This window comes from Enterococcus gilvus ATCC BAA-350 (assembly GCF_000407545.1).
GTDB lineage: Bacteria > Bacillota > Bacilli > Lactobacillales > Enterococcaceae > Enterococcus_A > Enterococcus_A gilvus.
In genome coordinates this window covers 496,867-513,312 of record NZ_ASWH01000002.1, presented here as the reverse complement: position 1 = coordinate 513,312, position 16,446 = coordinate 496,867, and the positions used below count along the sequence as shown (strand labels likewise).

Sequence of the window (16,446 nt, the reverse complement as noted above, 5' to 3'; positions counted from 1 at the left end):
AGTGAATAAGGAGGAAGAGCAAGTGAAAAAAATTATCAATGATCCAAAGAATGTTGTGGAAGAAATGGTCAGCGGATTAGTTGGCGCGTATCCAGATTATGTAAAGCAAGTACCGGAAACATTAGTTGTTGCACGTAGTGATGAGTATGATCAAGTGGCATTGGTCAGCGGCGGCGGAAGCGGTCATGAACCTTCTCATGCAGGGTTTGTTGGGGATGGTATGTTAAGTGCCGCAGTTTGTGGTCAGGTCTTCACTTCGCCAACTCCCGATCAAATCCATGAAGCCATCAAAGCAACTGATAAAGGCAAAGGCACATTAATGATCGTTAAAAATTATTCAGGCGATGTCATGAATTTTGATATGGCAAAAGATTTGGCAGAAATGGATGATATTGAAGTCGATTCTGTTTTGGTAGATGATGACATTGCTGTAGAAGACAGTACCTATACACAAGGTCGGCGCGGTGTAGCTGGGACCGTATTGGTTCATAAAATTTTAGGTGCCATGGCCCGTGAAGGAAAATCTATTTCTGAATTGGCAAGCTACGGAAAAGCGTTAGTAGAAGATATAAAAACAGTCGGCATCGCGTTATCTGGAGCGACTGTCCCAGAAGTGGGCAAGCCAGGATTTGTTTTAGCAGATGACGAAATCGAGTTTGGTGTAGGAATCCATGGGGAACCTGGGTATCGCCGTGAAAAGATCAAACCTTCTCACGCGATCGCCGAAGAGATCATCAGTAAATTGAAAGCAGAATTCAAGTGGCAAGAAGGCGATAAATACGGATTATTCGTTAACGGGATGGGCGCAACGCCATTGATGGAGCTGTTCATTTTATTCAATGACAGTAAAAAGATTTTGGCGGAAGACGGCCTCGATCTTGCTTTCAGTAAAGTTGGAAACTACATGACTTCGTTGGAGATGGCCGGAGCATCCATCACGATGATCAAATTAGACGACGAACGTGTGCGCTTATTGAATGAACCCGTTCACACGATTGCTTGGTAAAAAGAACTGTTAGCTGGAACGTATAACGATCGAAATGCTGTACAAAAGAGTATCCAAGGAGGCCCATTATGTTTACACCAGATAATTTACGAAAAACCTTAGAACTATTCAATGAAAAAATCCAGATCAAGAAAGACTATTTAAGCGAACTCGATACACCGATCGGCGATGGCGACCATGGAAACAATATGGCTCGCGGGATGGACGCGGTGATGGCTGCGGATCTGTCTGGAGAATTGCCGGACATTTTGAAGGCGACTGCTATGGCGTTGATCAGCAAAGTCGGCGGGGCATCAGGTCCTCTTTACGGGACAGCAATGATGGAAATGATGAAAGCCAGCAAAGAATCAAGTGAACCAGAAATCTTACTAAATGCAGCCATTGCGGGGATCGAAAAACGAGGCAATTCAAAACCTGGTGAAAAAACGATGCTTGATCTATGGGTGCCCGCGGTAGAAAACTTGAACAATGGAACGTTGAATCCAGCAACACTTGAGATCTTAGTCGAAAAAACAAAAAATATCAAAGCAACAAAAGGACGGGCTTCTTATGTCGGCGAACGGTCGATCGGACACATTGATCCTGGCGCCATGTCCTCTGCATATTTATTTGAATCCATGATCGAGGCAGGTGTTTTTAATGACTAGAGGCGTAGTATTGGTATCACACACAAAAGAAATACCTGAAGGACTGAAACGGTTGATCGGTGAAGTCGCAAAAGATGTTCCTGTTACGACTGCCGGAGGGTTAGAAGACGGCGGCATCGGCACATCAATGGAACGGATCTCTCAAGCGATCGAAGAAAATTCCGCTGACGAGCTCCTTGCTTTTTATGACCTTGGCAGTGCCAAAATGAATTTAGAAATGGCCATCGAAATGACCGAAAAAAAAGTGACGCTCTTTGATACCGCTTTGGTTGAAAGTGCGTACACCGCCTGTGCATTGTTGGCAGCAGATGTCGGAGAAGCCGATATAGAAACGCAACTCGCTGCTTTAAAAGTAAAATAGAAAATCGTTATTCGAGAAGAAGTCAGTGTGAACTGACTTCTTTTTTTGTTTTATCGATGTGCCTACAAAAACTGGCTGCCAAATCGGCAGCCAGTTTTCTGTTAGTTCGGTGTTTTTTCCTTGGTGATTCGTGTCGCAAAATAGACGAGTAACAGGCTGATTAGTACGATCAATGCTGCCGAGAAAAAGACGGCGTGATAGCCCGTGGTCGAAAGAGATGAATGTGCAAAAAGGGAAAAGATCATGCCGAAGAAGGTGATCATGAAGCTTTGTCCGAGTGTTCGAAAGAGCGTGATAAATCCCGATACTGCGCCAATATTGTTACCAGTCGCAGCCGCTTGTGCGGATAATACGCTGGTCGTAACCGTCGTCCCAATGCCAAAACCTGAGAAACAAGCCAAAAGGAGAAAGGCAAGATAAGGTGCGTGTTGAGGCAGTACACCTAAAACCGCAAATACCGCGATATTGACCGCCAAACAGAAAATCAATAAGCGTTCCCTACCGAAGCGCTTGCTAAGCTGGGCGGAAAAGAACGAACCGGTAATGAAGAAAATGGAGGACGGTAAAAGCGCCAATCCAGCAAAGGTTGGAGACAGGTGCATTTCCGTTTGAATCCATAAAGGCACATAAACTTGAAAGCCAATCAATACCCCGTTGATCAAAAAAGTGATCATTGTAAATAACAGAAATCCGGAAGCCTTGAACGCTTCGATGGGCAAAACAGGGTCTGCTTGCTTTCTTTCACTAAGAAGGAATGTGTACAGAAGGATGATGCCCGCGACGAAGAAAAGTCCGCCGAATCCGAGATTCGTAGTCAGTACTTGAATGCCAACGAGTACAAGAAACAGACTGACCGTTAAAAACAAATATTGTTTCAGTTCATTAAATGAGAATTTCGTTGAAGAAGATTTTTTTTCTTCCTTATAAAAGAACTGAACGATCAAGATCGTCAAAAGACCAAAAGGAATATTGATAAAGAAGACCCAATGCCAACTTAGCTGGCTGACTAAGAAGCCGCCAAGTAGCGGGGCAACCAAAGAAGCGATCCCCCAAGCCGAATTATTCAATCCCATGATCTTCCCGCGCGTCTCAAAATCGAACAAATCACCAATCAAGGCAAAGGTGATGGGCATAATGCCGCCAGCGCCGATTCCTTGGAGCACCCGAAAGAGAATCAGCAAAGAAAAGGATGTCGAAATGCCGCATAAAAAAGTTCCGACGATAAACAAGAAAAGTCCGAATAGAAAAACTCGTTTCTTCCCATATTGATCAGCCAGTCGGCTTAAAATCGGTGTTGCTAAGGCACTAGAAAATAGATAACTCGAGAATAATAAAGAAATAGGAACATCGCCAGCGAAGCTTTTCGAGATCGCGTTCGCCGCCGTCACGACGATGGTGGATTCGATCGCTGTCATAAAGGTCGCAATATAGATCGCCAGTAACATCCATCCTTTTTTTGTGTTGCCCATGAAAAGACCTCCTTAATAAGTCACGCATACAAGCCAATGGATTGACAAAAAAGTCAAATGGATTTATTATATGCTTGCGCACGCAATTATAAATCGCGCAGACGAGAGTTGTCAACTAAAAAGGAGGGGTTTTATGGAGCAGAAAACAGAAAGTAACTTGAAATGGTTAGGAAAATTATCGAGAGATTATCATAAAGAGCTTGATCTAGAGCTGGCCCCGTTGCGGTTGAACGCTACAAACTATTACTTTATCATGAAGATCCACGATCACGGAGGATTGCCTCAAGAGAAGTTGATCACACTGACAGGACTTAACGGAAGCAATGTGACGAGAACCACACAGAAATTAATCGATCTAGGATTTGTATTAAAAGAAAAAAACGACCATGATCGGAGAGGCTTTCTACTGGAATTAACCGAAGAAGGAAATGCGGTATATGCTGAAATCATCGAAAGCGTTGCGCGTGCTCAATCCAAGTTTCTCTCCTTGTTAACCTCAGCAGAGCAGGAAACATTTGAAAAACTATTAGGAAAATTAGCTGAGTCAGAATGAAAGGGCGATAACCATGCAAATCAAACACCATTTATCAGAACAATTAACAACCATGCCAAAGGACTATGAATTAGTCAATGAAGCGGTTGAGAGTAGAAATAAAAAAACAGTCACCATTGATCGCTACCAAAAAGACGGCGTGTATACCTATAACGGAGAAAGAATCATTGAAGTCATCGAGAACGGTGTTCTTGTAAGCTTCAAGGATTATTCCCACGTACCCGATGGAAAATTACTATCCAATGAACGGGCGATGGATCTGGCGGAGGAAGTCTTCCATAAAACCAACCGCTCATATGCCAGAGGACTATCCTTCATCCGAAATGAAAATCAACGACGTTCTTTTATTGACGAGAACGGAGTAGAACAAACTTTCCCTGTGCAATGGATCAAGTTTGCACACAGAAACGGCAGCTACAACTGGGTAACCCTCGGCGGCGGCGGTGCAGTGGTAGAAATGGAAATCGATTCACGATGGGATTATTTCCGCGGTCGTCGCAAAACGGAAATGTGGGACAACGATGATTGGGTTCTAGCAAGAGAAGGAAAAGGCCCGCAATTGCCAAGTCCGAGTGCGTTAGCGTAAAGGAGAAAACGGATGGACGAGCTTCAATATGAAAGAGACATTGAACTTCTGGGCACTCTTCGGAATCGGCTCCGTCAATTAGAGGAGTCAGAGTATGTCACAGCCTATTACAAAGGCTACAGCTCTAGTGGGATGACGCTGGATGAAATCAAGGATGCGATGGAAGAACTCACAGAAGAAATCCGAGAATTAGAGAATCGGATGGAAGATATGGAATGGTAATGATTTTTACAGGAGACGCGAATACATGAGATTCGCGTCTTTTTTGTTTTGATAGGAAAGAAAGCACATTCAATTTCGTGTAACCGAAAACACTATATATTGTGTCTGTTTTTCTCATATCACTAAAAAGACACAAAATCTAGACTTTACTTCAAAAAAGTTTAGGAGTACTATTATCAAGGATAAAAAATAATTTTTAGTGAGAAGGGATGGATGAAACGATGCTATTGATCGCTGGTACGATTGGTGCGGGAAAAAGCAGTCTGACAGATATGTTGTCGCAGGAGATGAACTCGAAGCCATTTTACGAGAATGTGGATGACAACGAAGTGCTGCCATTGTTTTACTCGAATCCAGAAAAATATACGTTTCTGCTTCAAATATTCTTTTTAAATAAACGCTTTTTAGCAATGAAGGACGCATTGCAGCAAGCGGACAATGTTTTGGATCGCTCGATTTACGAAGACAGTCTGTTATTTCATTTGAATGCGGATCTTGGTCGGGTGAGTGCTGACGAGGTTCTCCAGTACGACAATTTGATGGAGACGATGTTGAAGGAATTGGAGCATGCAGCACCGAAAAAACGACCTGATTTACTGGTGCATATCAAGGTTTCTTTTGATGTGATGCTGGATCGGATCGAAAAAAGAGGGCGTGAGTACGAGCAAGTAGCCACGAATCCAGAGCTCTTGGCGTATTATCGAATGGTAAATGAGCGTTACCAAGAATGGTACGACAACTTCGATATTTGTCCAAAAATCCAAATTGATGGGGATCGCTATGATTTTGTCGCTGATCCGCAAGCGGCGGAGATCGTGATCAAACAAATCAAGGAAGAAACCGAAAAACTGAATCTGCAAGAGCCCCAGAGCTCCCGCTATTCTTCAAGAAGAAGTATTGAAAAAGGTATTTTTTAGTATTTCTTTTTAAATGAACCAAAAAGAACGACCGTTTTCTAGAAGGAGCCAATCATGTTAAACTATTTCAAATTTCTACTTCACCAATTAAAAGGATGGCCGCAACAAAACTATTATCTCTTTTTCTTTAGCTTAGGCTGTCAGGTCATGACACTCGTCAATCAACCGATGAACGCACTTACAGTAATCACCTTTATCGGAACGACATTAGGCGTGTTATGTATTTTGTCCATCAACGCCGCAAAATCAGTCAACGGTGTTTTAGGAATTATTTCAGCCATTTGTTTTATTTACGTCGGATACTCCGCAAAAAATTATTTGAGCATCGGCGAACAAATCGCGTATATGATCACTTTAGATATTCCCGTTTTATTAAGTAAAGAATGGAATCATAACATGGCATCGAAAATTCGTAAATTTACTGGAAAGACATGGGTCCTCGCGATCATCAGCACGATCCTGATGTATTTCGTTTCGGGTTATTTGATCCAGCGCTTTACGGATGATCCGCGTCCTTGGATCGACGCGATCGCCTTTTCAATCAGTTTGAGCGCCGGAATCATTAGTTTCCTACGCTACAACAATCAATATTACTGGTGGCTGGCTTCAGGTCTTGCCCAGATGGTCCTTTGGTATATCTCATTCAGACATGGATCAGCCAGTTTGGCGATGTTCGTCAACAGTTCCGTCTACTTGATCAATGACGTCTTAGCCTTTACCGTTTCTCCTTGGTACAATAAAAAAGAACGGGAACGGATGCAGCAGATGGAAGAAGAATACTACCATTTGAGTCATTAATTAATCGAGCGCCTAACAATGCCTAGCTGTTGTTAGGCGTTTTTTTCTGCCAAAAACCATTCAAAATGTTTAAAGAAGTTTTGCTAGATGAATTTATTATGAACAATAAGAACATTCTTTGATTATTCTGTGATTTATGAGATTTGCCTTTGAAAATCAGTTATTGTAAAAGTATCGAGCATGAACGAAGGAGGGCGCGTATGCGTTATTTGTATCAACAGCTTTTAGCATTTTGGCTGATTATTATTTTGACGATCGTTTTGATCGGTCTTTCTTTCACGAATATTAACCGACGCACGTTGGTGGCTCAAAATTACAATCAAATTCGAGATTATATCGATTCTGTTGAACGTAATTTGAGTCATCCAGAAGAAAATTTACCGGATACGTTCTCTAGTCCTTACAATGCACTGACCAGAGAAGAACACCTACGCTTCTATTTATATAACGCTGAGGTCATCCTTGCGAATCAAGGAATCAAGTTTGTATTGCTGGATAATAACAAATCTGTCATTTATTCTTCCACAGAGTTCAAAATTTTAGATTCCCTATTAAATAACGAAGAATGGGAAATCATTCGAACGGGAAGAAGCCTTGAGAAAACGATCAAGTACGACCTGAGAGGCGAACCGAGTCAAACGTCCTACATTTTATCAGGACGATTTGACCAAGATCAATTTTACGGGGTCTTGATCGCAGCGAAATCAGCCCGAGATTTGGAAAATAGTCAGAAGCTGATTACGGACAATCTATTGAAGGGATTTGTTATTTCATTATTGTTTGGCGGCGCTATCAGTTTTGCCCTTGCGACACGTCAGGTGAAGAAGATCAACGATTTGAAGCGGGCAGTCAACCAAATCACGAATCGAAATTTTGAGATCACGGTGGAAGAGGAAAAAGGAAAAGATGAGTTCAATGAATTAGCACATGATTTCAATAAAATGGCGGTGGCTTTGCAGGACAATGAAAAGGAAATCATTCGCCAAGAAGAGCTGCGCAAGCAATTTATGGCAAACACGTCCCACGAAATGCGCACCCCATTGACGACGATCAAAGGTCTGCTGGAGGGATTGAAATACAATGCGATCCCTGAAACGCAAAAGGATAAAGCCATTGTGCTGATGCAAAATGAGACGGATCGGCTGATTCGCTTAGTGAAGCAAAATTTGGATTATGAAACCATACGCAGCCATCAGATTACCTTAACGATGTGTTCTTTTGATGGAACGGACGTATTAAGAAACATTCTGACGCAATTTCAAGAAACGGCCGACGCTGTGAATGACCGCTTGAGCTTGCTGAATGAGCAGCCGATCGAGGTGTACGCCGACCGGGATCGTTTCATCCAGATCATGGTCAATGTGATCCAGAACGCCATCCAATTTACGGACAATGGTGAGATAAAAGTCGACCTGCGAGAAACGGATTCAACGGTTCTTGTCTCTGTGGAAGATACGGGCATCGGGATGACCGAAGAGGAACAAAAAAACATCTGGGATCGTTATTATAAGGCAGATCCCTCTAGAAAAAATACGAAGCTCGGCGAATCTGGTTTGGGACTTTCTATTGTGAAAGAATTGATTCAGCTTCATGGCGGATCGATCGATGTTTCAAGTCAGAAGGAAGTCGGGACCCTGTTTGTGATCCGATTGCCGAAAAAGACGCTGGAGAAAGACAAGCAATAGAAGTCGCTGAAAACAGCGATCAAATTCGTTAGACTGATTCCTTTGAATCGGTCTTTTTTTGTGGAAACAAGGTGAGAGAACTTTCTAGTTGACAATGTGTCTAAAAGACTTATAATTACAAAGTCGATAGATCTAAAAGACTGATGAAGGGCATCAGGAAGGGGGATAATATGTACGATTTACTACTTTTAGGTTCACTGATTACTGGCGATAAGACCGGCTACAAGCTTCAAAAAATTGTCGGATCTGCCTTGCAGCCGATGCGAAAAGTGTCCAGCGGGGTCTTGTATCCTTCACTGGAACGGCTAGAGAAAGAAGGGCTCGTCACCTCCACGGTCCATGAAGAAGGCCGAAAAATGAAATTATGGCATATCACCGCGTCGGGTGTGGACCGATTCATTGAATTGATGAAGGAAAAAATCCCTTCGGACGCGAAGCGAAATGACAGGATTCACTTCAAGCTGCGTTCGTTGGATAGCGTGTCGCTAACGGAGCAACTAGCAATATTAGAGGAATTTCAGTCATTTATTGAAAAGGATTTGGATTTTTATCAACACGCGCAAAAGGATATGACAGAGCATCAGGCGCGTTTTCCAGAAAACAAGGAACGCTTTCGTATTTTGGCCGAAGCCTATGAATTGGATATCCAATTAGCCAAAACAAAATTAACATGGATCAATAAACAGCTTGCTGATCGAAAGAATTCTGCTCAGCAGCTTGATACTTATAACTAGGGGTGCAAACAATTTATGGAAAATTCTTCAAAAAAATGGTTCTCATTAGTCGCGATGTCTTTGGGCGTCTTTATGGGACTTTTGGACGTGACGGTAGTAAACGTGGCGTTGCCAACAATGCAAAAGGCCTTCGATGCGCCATTTACACAATTACAGTGGGTGCTGAATGCCTACACATTAGTATTCGCGGTCACGTTGCTGATCGTGTCAAAAATGGGAGATATGTACGGGCGAAAGAAAGTCTTTTTGGCAAGCTTGATTTTATTCGTCATTGCTTCAGTAGTGAACGGCTTTGCACCGACTTTGCTGGTTCTAGACATCGGACGGGGAATCCAAGCCATCGGTGGAGCAGGCATGATGTCTCTGTCAATGGCGTTAGTTGCTTCAAATTTTGATGGCAAGCAACGTGGGTTAGCGTTGGGGATCTTAGGGTCGGTTATTGGACTATCTTCCGCTTCTGGGCCATTGGTGGGCGGCTTATTGGTGGATACCTTTGGTTGGGAATCGATTTTCTTTATCAATTTGCCGATCGGGATCATCGCTGTTTTAATGACGATGCGTTATGTAAATGAGACGCCAAGCTACGGAAAAGATCAGAAAATTGATTTTCTTGGGATGATTTTGTCTGCCGCAGCATTATTTAGTGCGATCTATGGCTTGATCGAAAAGGAAACACACATCAATTGGGGTTGGACAAATCCTCACGTTGGTGGCTGGATGCTTTTAGCGGTCGTGTTCTTAGCGTTATTTATCTTTGTCGAATCAAAGGTCGAAAGTCCTATGATGAACCTGAAGATGTTCAAGAATATCAACTTTGTCGGGTCCGTGATCGTTGCTTTTGCGCTAGGTTCAGGAATTTATGCGTTTAATACGTACTTAACAGTATTGATGCAGAACTATATTGGCTGGTCTGCCTTTGACACGGGGATTCGTCAATTGGCACTATCTGTCTGGTCCTTGATTTTAGGACCCGTAGTTGGGATTCTGGGAAATAAATTCTCGAAAAAATGGATGATCGTTGCGGGCTTATTGGTCAGCGGCGCCGGTTTTCTTTTCTTGATCGGTCAGCTTTCCCCTACGATGGGGTATGCACAATTGTGGCCAACGCTAGTGATGATCGGGATCGCCAACGGGATCGTGAACCCGGTATTGAACTCCGCTGGGTTAGAAGGGGTCGCGCCTCATGAGATGGGGATGGCTTCAGGCTTGTTGAACGTCTTCCGACAATTTGGTACCAGCTTTGGGGTGGTGATCCTAGGCTTAGTAGAGGCAAACCGTTACGCGGCTGTCCTTAATCAGCATGCCGCATCAATGCACTTGCCAGAAAAATTGACCACCAGCTTGATCAATGCCGGGCCTTTCTCTGGTCATCAAATCGTGTTCTCAGAGGCATTAAAGAACGCACCTTTTGCCCACGAATTGCAAAAGGTAGTGGTGAATGCCTTTGATAAGGGACTGATCCAGATTTGTTACGTAGCTGGAACCATCGTGCTGATCGGTGCTGTAGGTGCAGCGATCTTTATGCGTGAAAACAAAGAAACCATTCAATAGAGTAGGCTCTTTATTAAAAAGATAGACCGACCGCCAATGTTAGATTGAAATCTAACGCTGGCGATCGGTCTTTTTTAGAGGTCATCAATGAATTTCTTGTTATTTTTTTCTTCTAAAATAATCGACGTAGAAACTTTCCCATAAGCCATCAACTTGGAAAGAATCTCCTCCACCTCGCTAACGGAACGTGCATGACCGAAAAGAATATAGTTTTCTTCTCCGGTTACGGCATAAATAGAAACAAAGGCACTGATTTCCTCGACGATAGAAACAAATTTTTGTGCTGGAATCGTCAGATCACTGATTTTAACGAACAATGGCAGGGTGTAGCCAAGTTTTTTATAGTCGATATCAACAGTAAATGCGTTTAAAATCTCTTCATCCATCAAGCGCTGAATGCGTGTTTTTACACTTGGTTCGGAAAGAGCGACTTCTTTTGAAAGATTTTTTACCGTTGTTCGGCTGTTTTTTGAAAGTAGTTTTAAAAGTTTCAAATCTGTTTGGTCAAGCATGAAAGAGTCTCCTTTATTTATGCTAAAAAAATCCTTCATTTTCCTTATTTAATAAAAATAGAGCCCGAAATCTATTGGTTATCGTATATAAAAAGACGGAGCAGATGGGTACAATTTTGAGTAAGGACGTTATCAGACGAGCATTGAGTGTATTATAACTGAATGCATCCGTTTCTGGTAGGAAAATTTGATTAATGGAGCGTGGATGACGATGGAACGAACATTTGAAAAGGGCATCGAATTTGCCAAAGCAATGGATTTAAAGGATGAATTACGAGACTATCGTAAGGAGTTCTTTCTCCAAGAGAACGAGATTTACATGGATGGAAATTCTTTAGGTATGGCCTCTAAACCAGCCGTTGAAAGTTTAGAGAAAATGATTGAGCGCTGGAAGGTGGAAGGGGTGCGTGCGTGGAATGACCTTTATCGCTACAGTGAGAAAATCGCGGATCTGATGGCGCCGTTGATCTGTGCCTCAGCAAAGGAGGTCACCGTGACTGGAAGTACGACAGCGAATATCCATCAGGCATTGGCAACTTTTTATCACCCAACAGCGAAGAAATATAAAATTTTGATCGATGATTTAAATTTTCCTACGGATCGGTATGCGGTGGAAAGCATCGTTCAGCTAAAGGGGTATTCAGCAGCAGAGGGCGTGAAGGTAGTGCCAAGTACAGACGGGCAATTTATTGATGAAGAGGCGATGATCGAGGCGATGACAGAGGATGTCGCAGTCATCCTGCTGCCGGCGGTCCTCTATCGGAGTGCGCAACTGCTGGATATGAAACGCCTGACGGAAGAAGCCCACAAAAGAGGTATCCTTATTGGCTTTGATCTCTGCCATGGGATCGGCGCAGTCGAAATCGACTTTTCAGTGATTCAACCGGATTTTGCTGTGTGGTGTACGTATAAATACTTGAATGGCGGCTTTGGATCAACTGCGGGCCTCTACATCAATCAAAAGCACTTTCAACAAACACCAGGCTTGGCTGGCTGGTTTGGAAATCGAAACGACACGCAATTTCAGTTGAAGCAACAGTTTGAACATCAACCAGATGCGAGTGGTTGGCAGATTGGTTCCCCCGCACTCTTCTCGATGGCGACGCTGGAAGGGTCATTGCAGGTTTTTAAGGCGGTTGGAATTGCGACAATCAGAGAAGTTTCACTGGCTAAAACGGCGTACCTTATGTATTTGATCGATGAACGATTGACCGCCTATGGCTATTCTTATACAAATAAGCAGGAAGATTCTCTTCGTGGCGGGCATGTATGTGTGGTCCATCGTGAAGCCTATCGAATTGCGGCGGCATTGAGAGATCATCACGTAGTTCCTGATTTTCGTGAACCCAATGTCATTCGCTTAGCGCCGATCGCCTTGTACACTTCCTATGAAGACATCCACAAAGTCGTTGATACGTTGGAAGAAATTGTTCGAGAAAAAATCTATTTAAATTACAGCAACGAACGTTCCGCGGTCGTTTGATAAGAAGAACTACCGACTATTAAAAGAAACAGCAATCGGTGCGCCGATTGCTGTTTCTTTCTCTATTTGTTACTGTGAAAGCAGGTAAAAGATAAAGGAGGGACGAAAGAATGGGCTTAACGATCAAAGAGGTAGGCGAACCCAATTGGCGAGCTGTCTGTGGTCTTACCGTCGCAAAGAATCAGAAAGGATTTATCGAAAGTAATGCGCGATCCTTATTAGAAGCGGCTTACGACGTATCCCTTCATTGGCAGCCTCTCGCTCTATACGATGGGGAACTTCTTGTGGGTTTTTCAATGATCGGTGCAAAGCAAGAGGAGGAGATGTGGCTAGATCGCTTGATGATCGACGCGCAATTTCAAGGAAAAGGCTACGGCACACGGTTTATCCCGATAATCCTTCAATTCATGAGGCAAAAGTATGGAGTCCGTCGAATCTATTTGAGTATCCACGATGAAAATGAGAAAATTCTTCCCTATTACCAACGCTTTGGGTTCATCGACAGCGGAAAATACGATCCTGAAAATGGAGAACGGATCATGTTTTTAGACATAGAATAACTGGTTGTCACGTCTTCATTAGCTTCTTAACTAAAATAAAAAGAACAAAGCGCATTGATGGTAGAGTCAACGCGCTTTGTTCTTTTTTTATCTAATGTTTCTATGGTTAAAAGAGAGGGAGAATAGAACTAACTAGTAGATTAAGAGAATAGCTGCATAAGGAATCCTGAAATGATCAGTACGATCGCACCGCCAAGACGGTTCCCCATTTGAGCGAAAGCAATCAATTCCATGCGGTTTGCGGCAGATAATACAGCCACGTTACCAGTACCGCCCATGGAGTTGTTACATAGACCGGCAGTAATGGTCGATTCGATAGGGTACAACCCAAAGAGGCGTCCGACGAATCCAGAAACAAGGGAGATCACAACCACACTTGTTAAACATAAAACAACAAATTGCCATGTTAATGCAGAAGCTAACACGTTCAAGTTCAATAACGCAATACCAATACCGGCTAAAACAGCGGCAGTTAGGTTTTTAACGATCAAATTATTGAACATGATTGCTGCGTCTTCATAATATTCAGGCAAGATGTTCGTGATTTTACAAATAACAACGATGATGATCATAAATGCGTAGGCATGGATCTTTGGAACGAAGAAGTTACAGATTTGTCCTAAGATGAAGAAGGACAAAGCAACCATCAAACCAACACCCAATTGAGCGATATCTGGTTTCACTTCGCGAGGTTTGCCATCGCCAAGGTCGCCTTTTTCCATCAATTTTCCGTTACCGTTTAATTTAGGCAACGATTGTCCAGCACGCGCGACTAACGCAGCACCAATGATTGCTAAAACGTTGGTCATAGCAGTTGCCGGGATCAAACGAGAGATGATGGCAGAAGCATCGGTTCCTAAAACATGTGCATAAATCGTTGATAATGGCACGGCGCCAGCACCCACACCGCCAGCCATAGCAGGCAATGAAATGTACAAGACAGAGTTCGCAAACCCTTTACCGATCAGCATACCAACAAGTCCAACGGCAAAGAAAGAAACGATCATTGAAATAAGAGCAACAGGAATAAAACGAACAGATGCCTTCATCAATAGTTTGCGGTTCATTCCTAAAATACTACCGGTGATCAAAGCAGCAATGTAAAAATCTAAGAAGCCCATGTTTGTCACGAAGTTTTCTGTTGATTTTACCACTGCGTCAGGTAAGATTCCGAACGTTGCGATTGCGGCAGAAGCAAAGATCGCAAAAACAGAACCGCCGCCAAGATAACTTTTAACGATAGGGATTTTGTTGCCGATAAAATGGAATAAGTTCCCAAAAATAACAAGAATCGCGATTGGTCCGATCATATTTGTCGGTAATTTTCCTAACGCCATCGCCACGATCAAGACAACGACCATGATCAAGTAGATAGGCAAACTCACACCGCTGATTTTTGTTGACCAGAAGCTGGTCTTTTTTTCTTCAACTGGCGTAGCAGCTGATGTATCTTTTTGTGTCATTTTTTAAAGATCCTTTCTTTAGTAAAACGTTGGTTGAATTCATAAAAATGGGGAGTAGAGTCACATCTACTCCCTCATCTAAGAGAGTTGTTTCTATCTATATCTAAACGAATCATTTAAGAGAGAGGGGAAGCTGATTCGGGATTAGTCTTTGTATTCTGGAGCCCATTTCGCTGCTTCAACAGCGGATTTTACATCTGAGATTTCTTCACGGTTCAATTTTTGGTCAACAACTGATTTAACCACTGTTTCCGCAATGATTTGTGAGAATTCCGTTAATTTCGCAACTGGAGGCAAGATTGATGCACCAGGTTTTGTTACGTCAACGATTCCGCCAAGTGCGCGGCTTGCTTGAGAAATGATTTCATCATTGACACGAGTAGACGTAGAAGCGATCAAGCCTAGGCCAAGACCAGGGTACATCAAGGCATTGTTTGCTTGTCCGATTTGGTACGTCACGCCGTTGTATTCCACATCAGCAGCAGGAATACCTGTTCCGATCAATGCTTTACCATCTGTCCAGTTAATTAGGTCTTCAGCAGTTGCTTCAGCTAATTTTGTTGGGTTTGATAAAGGCATAATGATTGGGCGAGGTGTGTGTGCAGCCATTTCTTTGATGACTGTTTCACTGAAGGCACCTGGTTGAGTAGATGTACCGATCATGATTGTTGGGTGGATTTCTTTAACAACGGCTTCTAAGTTTGTTAATTCTTCGCTATTTGTAAATTCGCCACGTTTTCTAGCAAATGGGATTTGACCAGGTGTCAAGCCTTCTGTATCTTCAAACAACAAGCCTTGTTTGTCGACTTGGTAGAAGTGTTTGCGTGCTTCTTCTTCAGGTGTTCCTTGGCGAACCATTTCTTTTAATAGAATATTTGCAATACCGACACCGGCTGTACCAGCACCAAATGTCAAGATCGTTTGATCTTTCAAGGCTTCACCAGAAATGTTCAATCCGCCTAAAACACCAGCAAGAACAACGATACCAGTACCTTGGATATCATCATTGAAGGTCGTGATTTTGTCTTGGTATTTTTCTAAAATGTTTGCTGCATTGCCGCGTCCGAAGTCTTCCCAGTGTAATAGTAATTCAGGGAAAAGATCTGATGCTGATTCAACGAATTGGTCGATGAAGTCGTAGTAAGTGTCGCCTGTCACACGTTCGTGGCGGTTTCCTAAGTAAAGCGGGTTGTTCAATAATGTTTCGTTGTTTGTACCAGCATCGATTGAAACAGGTAAAACTTGCGCAGGGTTGATACCCGCTGCAGCCGTGTAAACCATTAATTTACCGATGGCGATATCCACACCGTTGACACCCCAGTCGCCCATACCTAAGATTCCTTCTGCGTCAGTCACAACGATCAAACGAATATCGCGGCCGTCAGCAGCATTTTTCAAGCTGTCTTTGATGCTTTCTGGATCATCGATTGATAAGAAAGCAGCGTCTTGTGGTTCAACGAAGATTTCGTTGTATTGTTCGATGGAATCCGCAACAACTGGATCATAAACGATTGGCATGAATTCAACGATATGTTGACCCATTAATTTATAAAACAATGTGCGGTTTGTGTTGAAGATGTTCATTAAGAAAATACGTTTTTCCAAATCAGATGGTTTGCTTAGGTATTGTCCATACGCTTGAACGGCTTGTTGTTCTAATGTTTGAACAGTGCTAGGAAGCATACCAGTGATGCCGTATTTTGCGCGTTCTTCTTTAGTAAAAGCAGTCCCTTTATTTAGAAAAGGGTTGTTTAATAGGTTTAAACCTGTAATCATAAATAAATCCTCCTAAAATTTGATTGCTCACGAAGTATAAAAGGGCGGGCAAACTATAGTCAAAACATTGGGTAACGATAAAAAAAATTTATATGAGATGAAATTTATTAAGAGGTATCGAAT

General features: G+C 42.7%; 17 protein-coding genes. 13 read left to right on the top strand and 4 right to left on the bottom strand.

The window, feature by feature from the left end; genetic code table 11:
* Nucleotides 1–22: 22 nt before the first annotated feature.
* From dhaK to dhaM, 3 genes are all read left to right on the top strand, one after another.
* Nucleotides 23–1,006 (top strand): dihydroxyacetone kinase subunit DhaK, encoded by a 984-nt coding sequence (gene dhaK, locus I592_RS17525; RefSeq protein WP_010779237.1) that lies wholly within the window; start codon nt 23–25, stop codon nt 1,004–1,006.
* A gap of 68 nt (nt 1,007–1,074) precedes the next feature.
* A complete protein-coding gene (dhaL, locus tag I592_RS17520) occupies nt 1,075–1,653 on the top strand; it encodes a dihydroxyacetone kinase subunit DhaL (protein ID WP_010779238.1) in 579 nt (192 codons plus the stop codon).
* Nucleotides 1,646–2,014 carry a dihydroxyacetone kinase phosphoryl donor subunit DhaM gene (gene dhaM / locus I592_RS17515; protein WP_010779239.1) on the top strand — a complete coding sequence of 123 codons (369 nt, stop codon included), beginning with the start codon at nt 1,646–1,648 and terminating at the stop codon, nt 2,012–2,014. Before dhaL ends, dhaM begins: the two co-directional genes overlap by 8 nt.
* Before the next feature lie 101 nt (nt 2,015–2,115).
* On the opposite strand, the gene I592_RS17510 is transcribed toward dhaM, so the two are convergent.
* Nucleotides 2,116–3,483 carry an MFS transporter gene (locus tag I592_RS17510; protein ID WP_010779240.1) on the bottom strand — a complete coding sequence of 456 codons (1,368 nt, stop codon included), beginning with the start codon at nt 3,481–3,483 and terminating at the stop codon, nt 2,116–2,118.
* A gap of 133 nt (nt 3,484–3,616) precedes the next feature.
* Here I592_RS17510 and I592_RS17505 point away from each other — a divergent pair, with 133 nt between their 5' ends.
* The 8 genes from I592_RS17505 (at nt 3,617) to I592_RS17470 (ending at nt 10,529) form a co-directional block, all read left to right on the top strand.
* Complete coding sequence (locus I592_RS17505; protein ID WP_010779241.1) at nt 3,617–4,036, top strand: MarR family winged helix-turn-helix transcriptional regulator; 420 nt, start codon at nt 3,617–3,619, stop codon at nt 4,034–4,036.
* Between the two features lie 13 nt (nt 4,037–4,049).
* Entirely contained in the window at nt 4,050–4,622 is a 573-nt protein-coding gene (locus I592_RS17500; RefSeq protein WP_010779242.1) for a hypothetical protein, read from the top strand.
* A 12-nt stretch (nt 4,623–4,634) separates the two neighbouring features.
* Nucleotides 4,635–4,844, top strand: a complete 210-nt coding sequence (locus I592_RS17495) for a hypothetical protein (RefSeq protein WP_010779243.1) — start codon at nt 4,635–4,637, stop codon at nt 4,842–4,844.
* Between the two features lie 209 nt (nt 4,845–5,053).
* Nucleotides 5,054–5,761 (top strand): deoxynucleoside kinase, encoded by a 708-nt coding sequence (locus I592_RS17490; RefSeq protein ID WP_010779244.1) that lies wholly within the window; start codon nt 5,054–5,056, stop codon nt 5,759–5,761.
* A gap of 54 nt (nt 5,762–5,815) precedes the next feature.
* Entirely contained in the window at nt 5,816–6,559 is a 744-nt protein-coding gene (gene pnuC, locus I592_RS17485; RefSeq protein WP_010779245.1) for a nicotinamide riboside transporter PnuC, read from the top strand.
* Nucleotides 6,560–6,759: 200 nt separating this feature from the next.
* Entirely contained in the window at nt 6,760–8,244 is a 1,485-nt protein-coding gene (locus tag I592_RS17480; RefSeq protein ID WP_010779246.1) for a sensor histidine kinase, read from the top strand.
* 170 nt (nt 8,245–8,414) lie between these two features.
* The gene (locus I592_RS17475) at nt 8,415–8,978 is read left to right on the top strand and encodes a PadR family transcriptional regulator (RefSeq protein WP_010779247.1); all 564 of its coding nucleotides are present in this window, start codon (nt 8,415–8,417) and stop codon (nt 8,976–8,978) included.
* 15 nt (nt 8,979–8,993) lie between these two features.
* Nucleotides 8,994–10,529, top strand: a complete 1,536-nt coding sequence (locus I592_RS17470) for an MFS transporter (protein ID WP_010779248.1) — start codon at nt 8,994–8,996, stop codon at nt 10,527–10,529.
* A gap of 74 nt (nt 10,530–10,603) precedes the next feature.
* Here I592_RS17470 and I592_RS17465 read toward each other — a convergent pair whose 3' ends face one another.
* Complete coding sequence (locus tag I592_RS17465) at nt 10,604–11,041, bottom strand: Lrp/AsnC family transcriptional regulator (protein WP_010779249.1); 438 nt, start codon at nt 11,039–11,041, stop codon at nt 10,604–10,606.
* 211 nt (nt 11,042–11,252) lie between these two features.
* Here I592_RS17465 and kynU point away from each other — a divergent pair, with 211 nt between their 5' ends.
* Both kynU and I592_RS17455 read left to right on the top strand, forming a co-directional pair.
* On the top strand, nt 11,253–12,524 hold the full coding sequence (gene kynU / locus I592_RS17460) for a kynureninase (RefSeq protein ID WP_044926865.1): 1,272 nt from the start codon (nt 11,253–11,255) through the stop codon (nt 12,522–12,524).
* Between the two features lie 110 nt (nt 12,525–12,634).
* Nucleotides 12,635–13,084 carry a GNAT family N-acetyltransferase gene (locus tag I592_RS17455; protein WP_010779251.1) on the top strand — a complete coding sequence of 150 codons (450 nt, stop codon included), beginning with the start codon at nt 12,635–12,637 and terminating at the stop codon, nt 13,082–13,084.
* Nucleotides 13,085–13,224: 140 nt separating this feature from the next.
* Here I592_RS17455 and I592_RS17450 read toward each other — a convergent pair whose 3' ends face one another.
* On the bottom strand, nt 13,225–14,547 hold the full coding sequence (locus I592_RS17450) for a 2-hydroxycarboxylate transporter family protein (protein ID WP_010779252.1): 1,323 nt from the start codon (nt 14,545–14,547) through the stop codon (nt 13,225–13,227).
* Between the two features lie 144 nt (nt 14,548–14,691).
* The gene (locus tag I592_RS17445; protein ID WP_010779253.1) at nt 14,692–16,323 is read right to left on the bottom strand and encodes a malolactic enzyme; all 1,632 of its coding nucleotides are present in this window, start codon (nt 16,321–16,323) and stop codon (nt 14,692–14,694) included.
* Between the last annotated feature and the right edge of the window lie 123 nt (nt 16,324–16,446).

Coding starts and splice junctions, on each gene's coding strand:
- dhaL (WP_010779238.1), top strand. CDS start 1,075: ATGTTTACACCAGATAATTTACGAAAAACCTTAGAACTATTCAATGAA.
- dhaM (WP_010779239.1), top strand. CDS start 1,646: ATGACTAGAGGCGTAGTATTGGTATCACACACAAAAGAAATACCTGAA.
- I592_RS17510 (WP_010779240.1), bottom strand. CDS start 3,483: ATGGGCAACACAAAAAAAGGATGGATGTTACTGGCGATCTATATTGCG.
- I592_RS17505 (WP_010779241.1), top strand. CDS start 3,617: ATGGAGCAGAAAACAGAAAGTAACTTGAAATGGTTAGGAAAATTATCG.
- I592_RS17500 (WP_010779242.1), top strand. CDS start 4,050: ATGCAAATCAAACACCATTTATCAGAACAATTAACAACCATGCCAAAG.
- I592_RS17495 (WP_010779243.1), top strand. CDS start 4,635: ATGGACGAGCTTCAATATGAAAGAGACATTGAACTTCTGGGCACTCTT.
- I592_RS17490 (WP_010779244.1), top strand. CDS start 5,054: ATGGATGAAACGATGCTATTGATCGCTGGTACGATTGGTGCGGGAAAA.
- pnuC (WP_010779245.1), top strand. CDS start 5,816: ATGTTAAACTATTTCAAATTTCTACTTCACCAATTAAAAGGATGGCCG.
- I592_RS17480 (WP_010779246.1), top strand. CDS start 6,760: ATGCGTTATTTGTATCAACAGCTTTTAGCATTTTGGCTGATTATTATT.
- I592_RS17475 (WP_010779247.1), top strand. CDS start 8,415: ATGTACGATTTACTACTTTTAGGTTCACTGATTACTGGCGATAAGACC.
- I592_RS17470 (WP_010779248.1), top strand. CDS start 8,994: ATGGAAAATTCTTCAAAAAAATGGTTCTCATTAGTCGCGATGTCTTTG.
- I592_RS17465 (WP_010779249.1), bottom strand. CDS start 11,041: ATGCTTGACCAAACAGATTTGAAACTTTTAAAACTACTTTCAAAAAAC.
- kynU (WP_044926865.1), top strand. CDS start 11,253: ATGGAACGAACATTTGAAAAGGGCATCGAATTTGCCAAAGCAATGGAT.
- I592_RS17455 (WP_010779251.1), top strand. CDS start 12,635: ATGGGCTTAACGATCAAAGAGGTAGGCGAACCCAATTGGCGAGCTGTC.
- I592_RS17450 (WP_010779252.1), bottom strand. CDS start 14,547: ATGACACAAAAAGATACATCAGCTGCTACGCCAGTTGAAGAAAAAAAG.
- I592_RS17445 (WP_010779253.1), bottom strand. CDS start 16,323: ATGATTACAGGTTTAAACCTATTAAACAACCCTTTTCTAAATAAAGGG.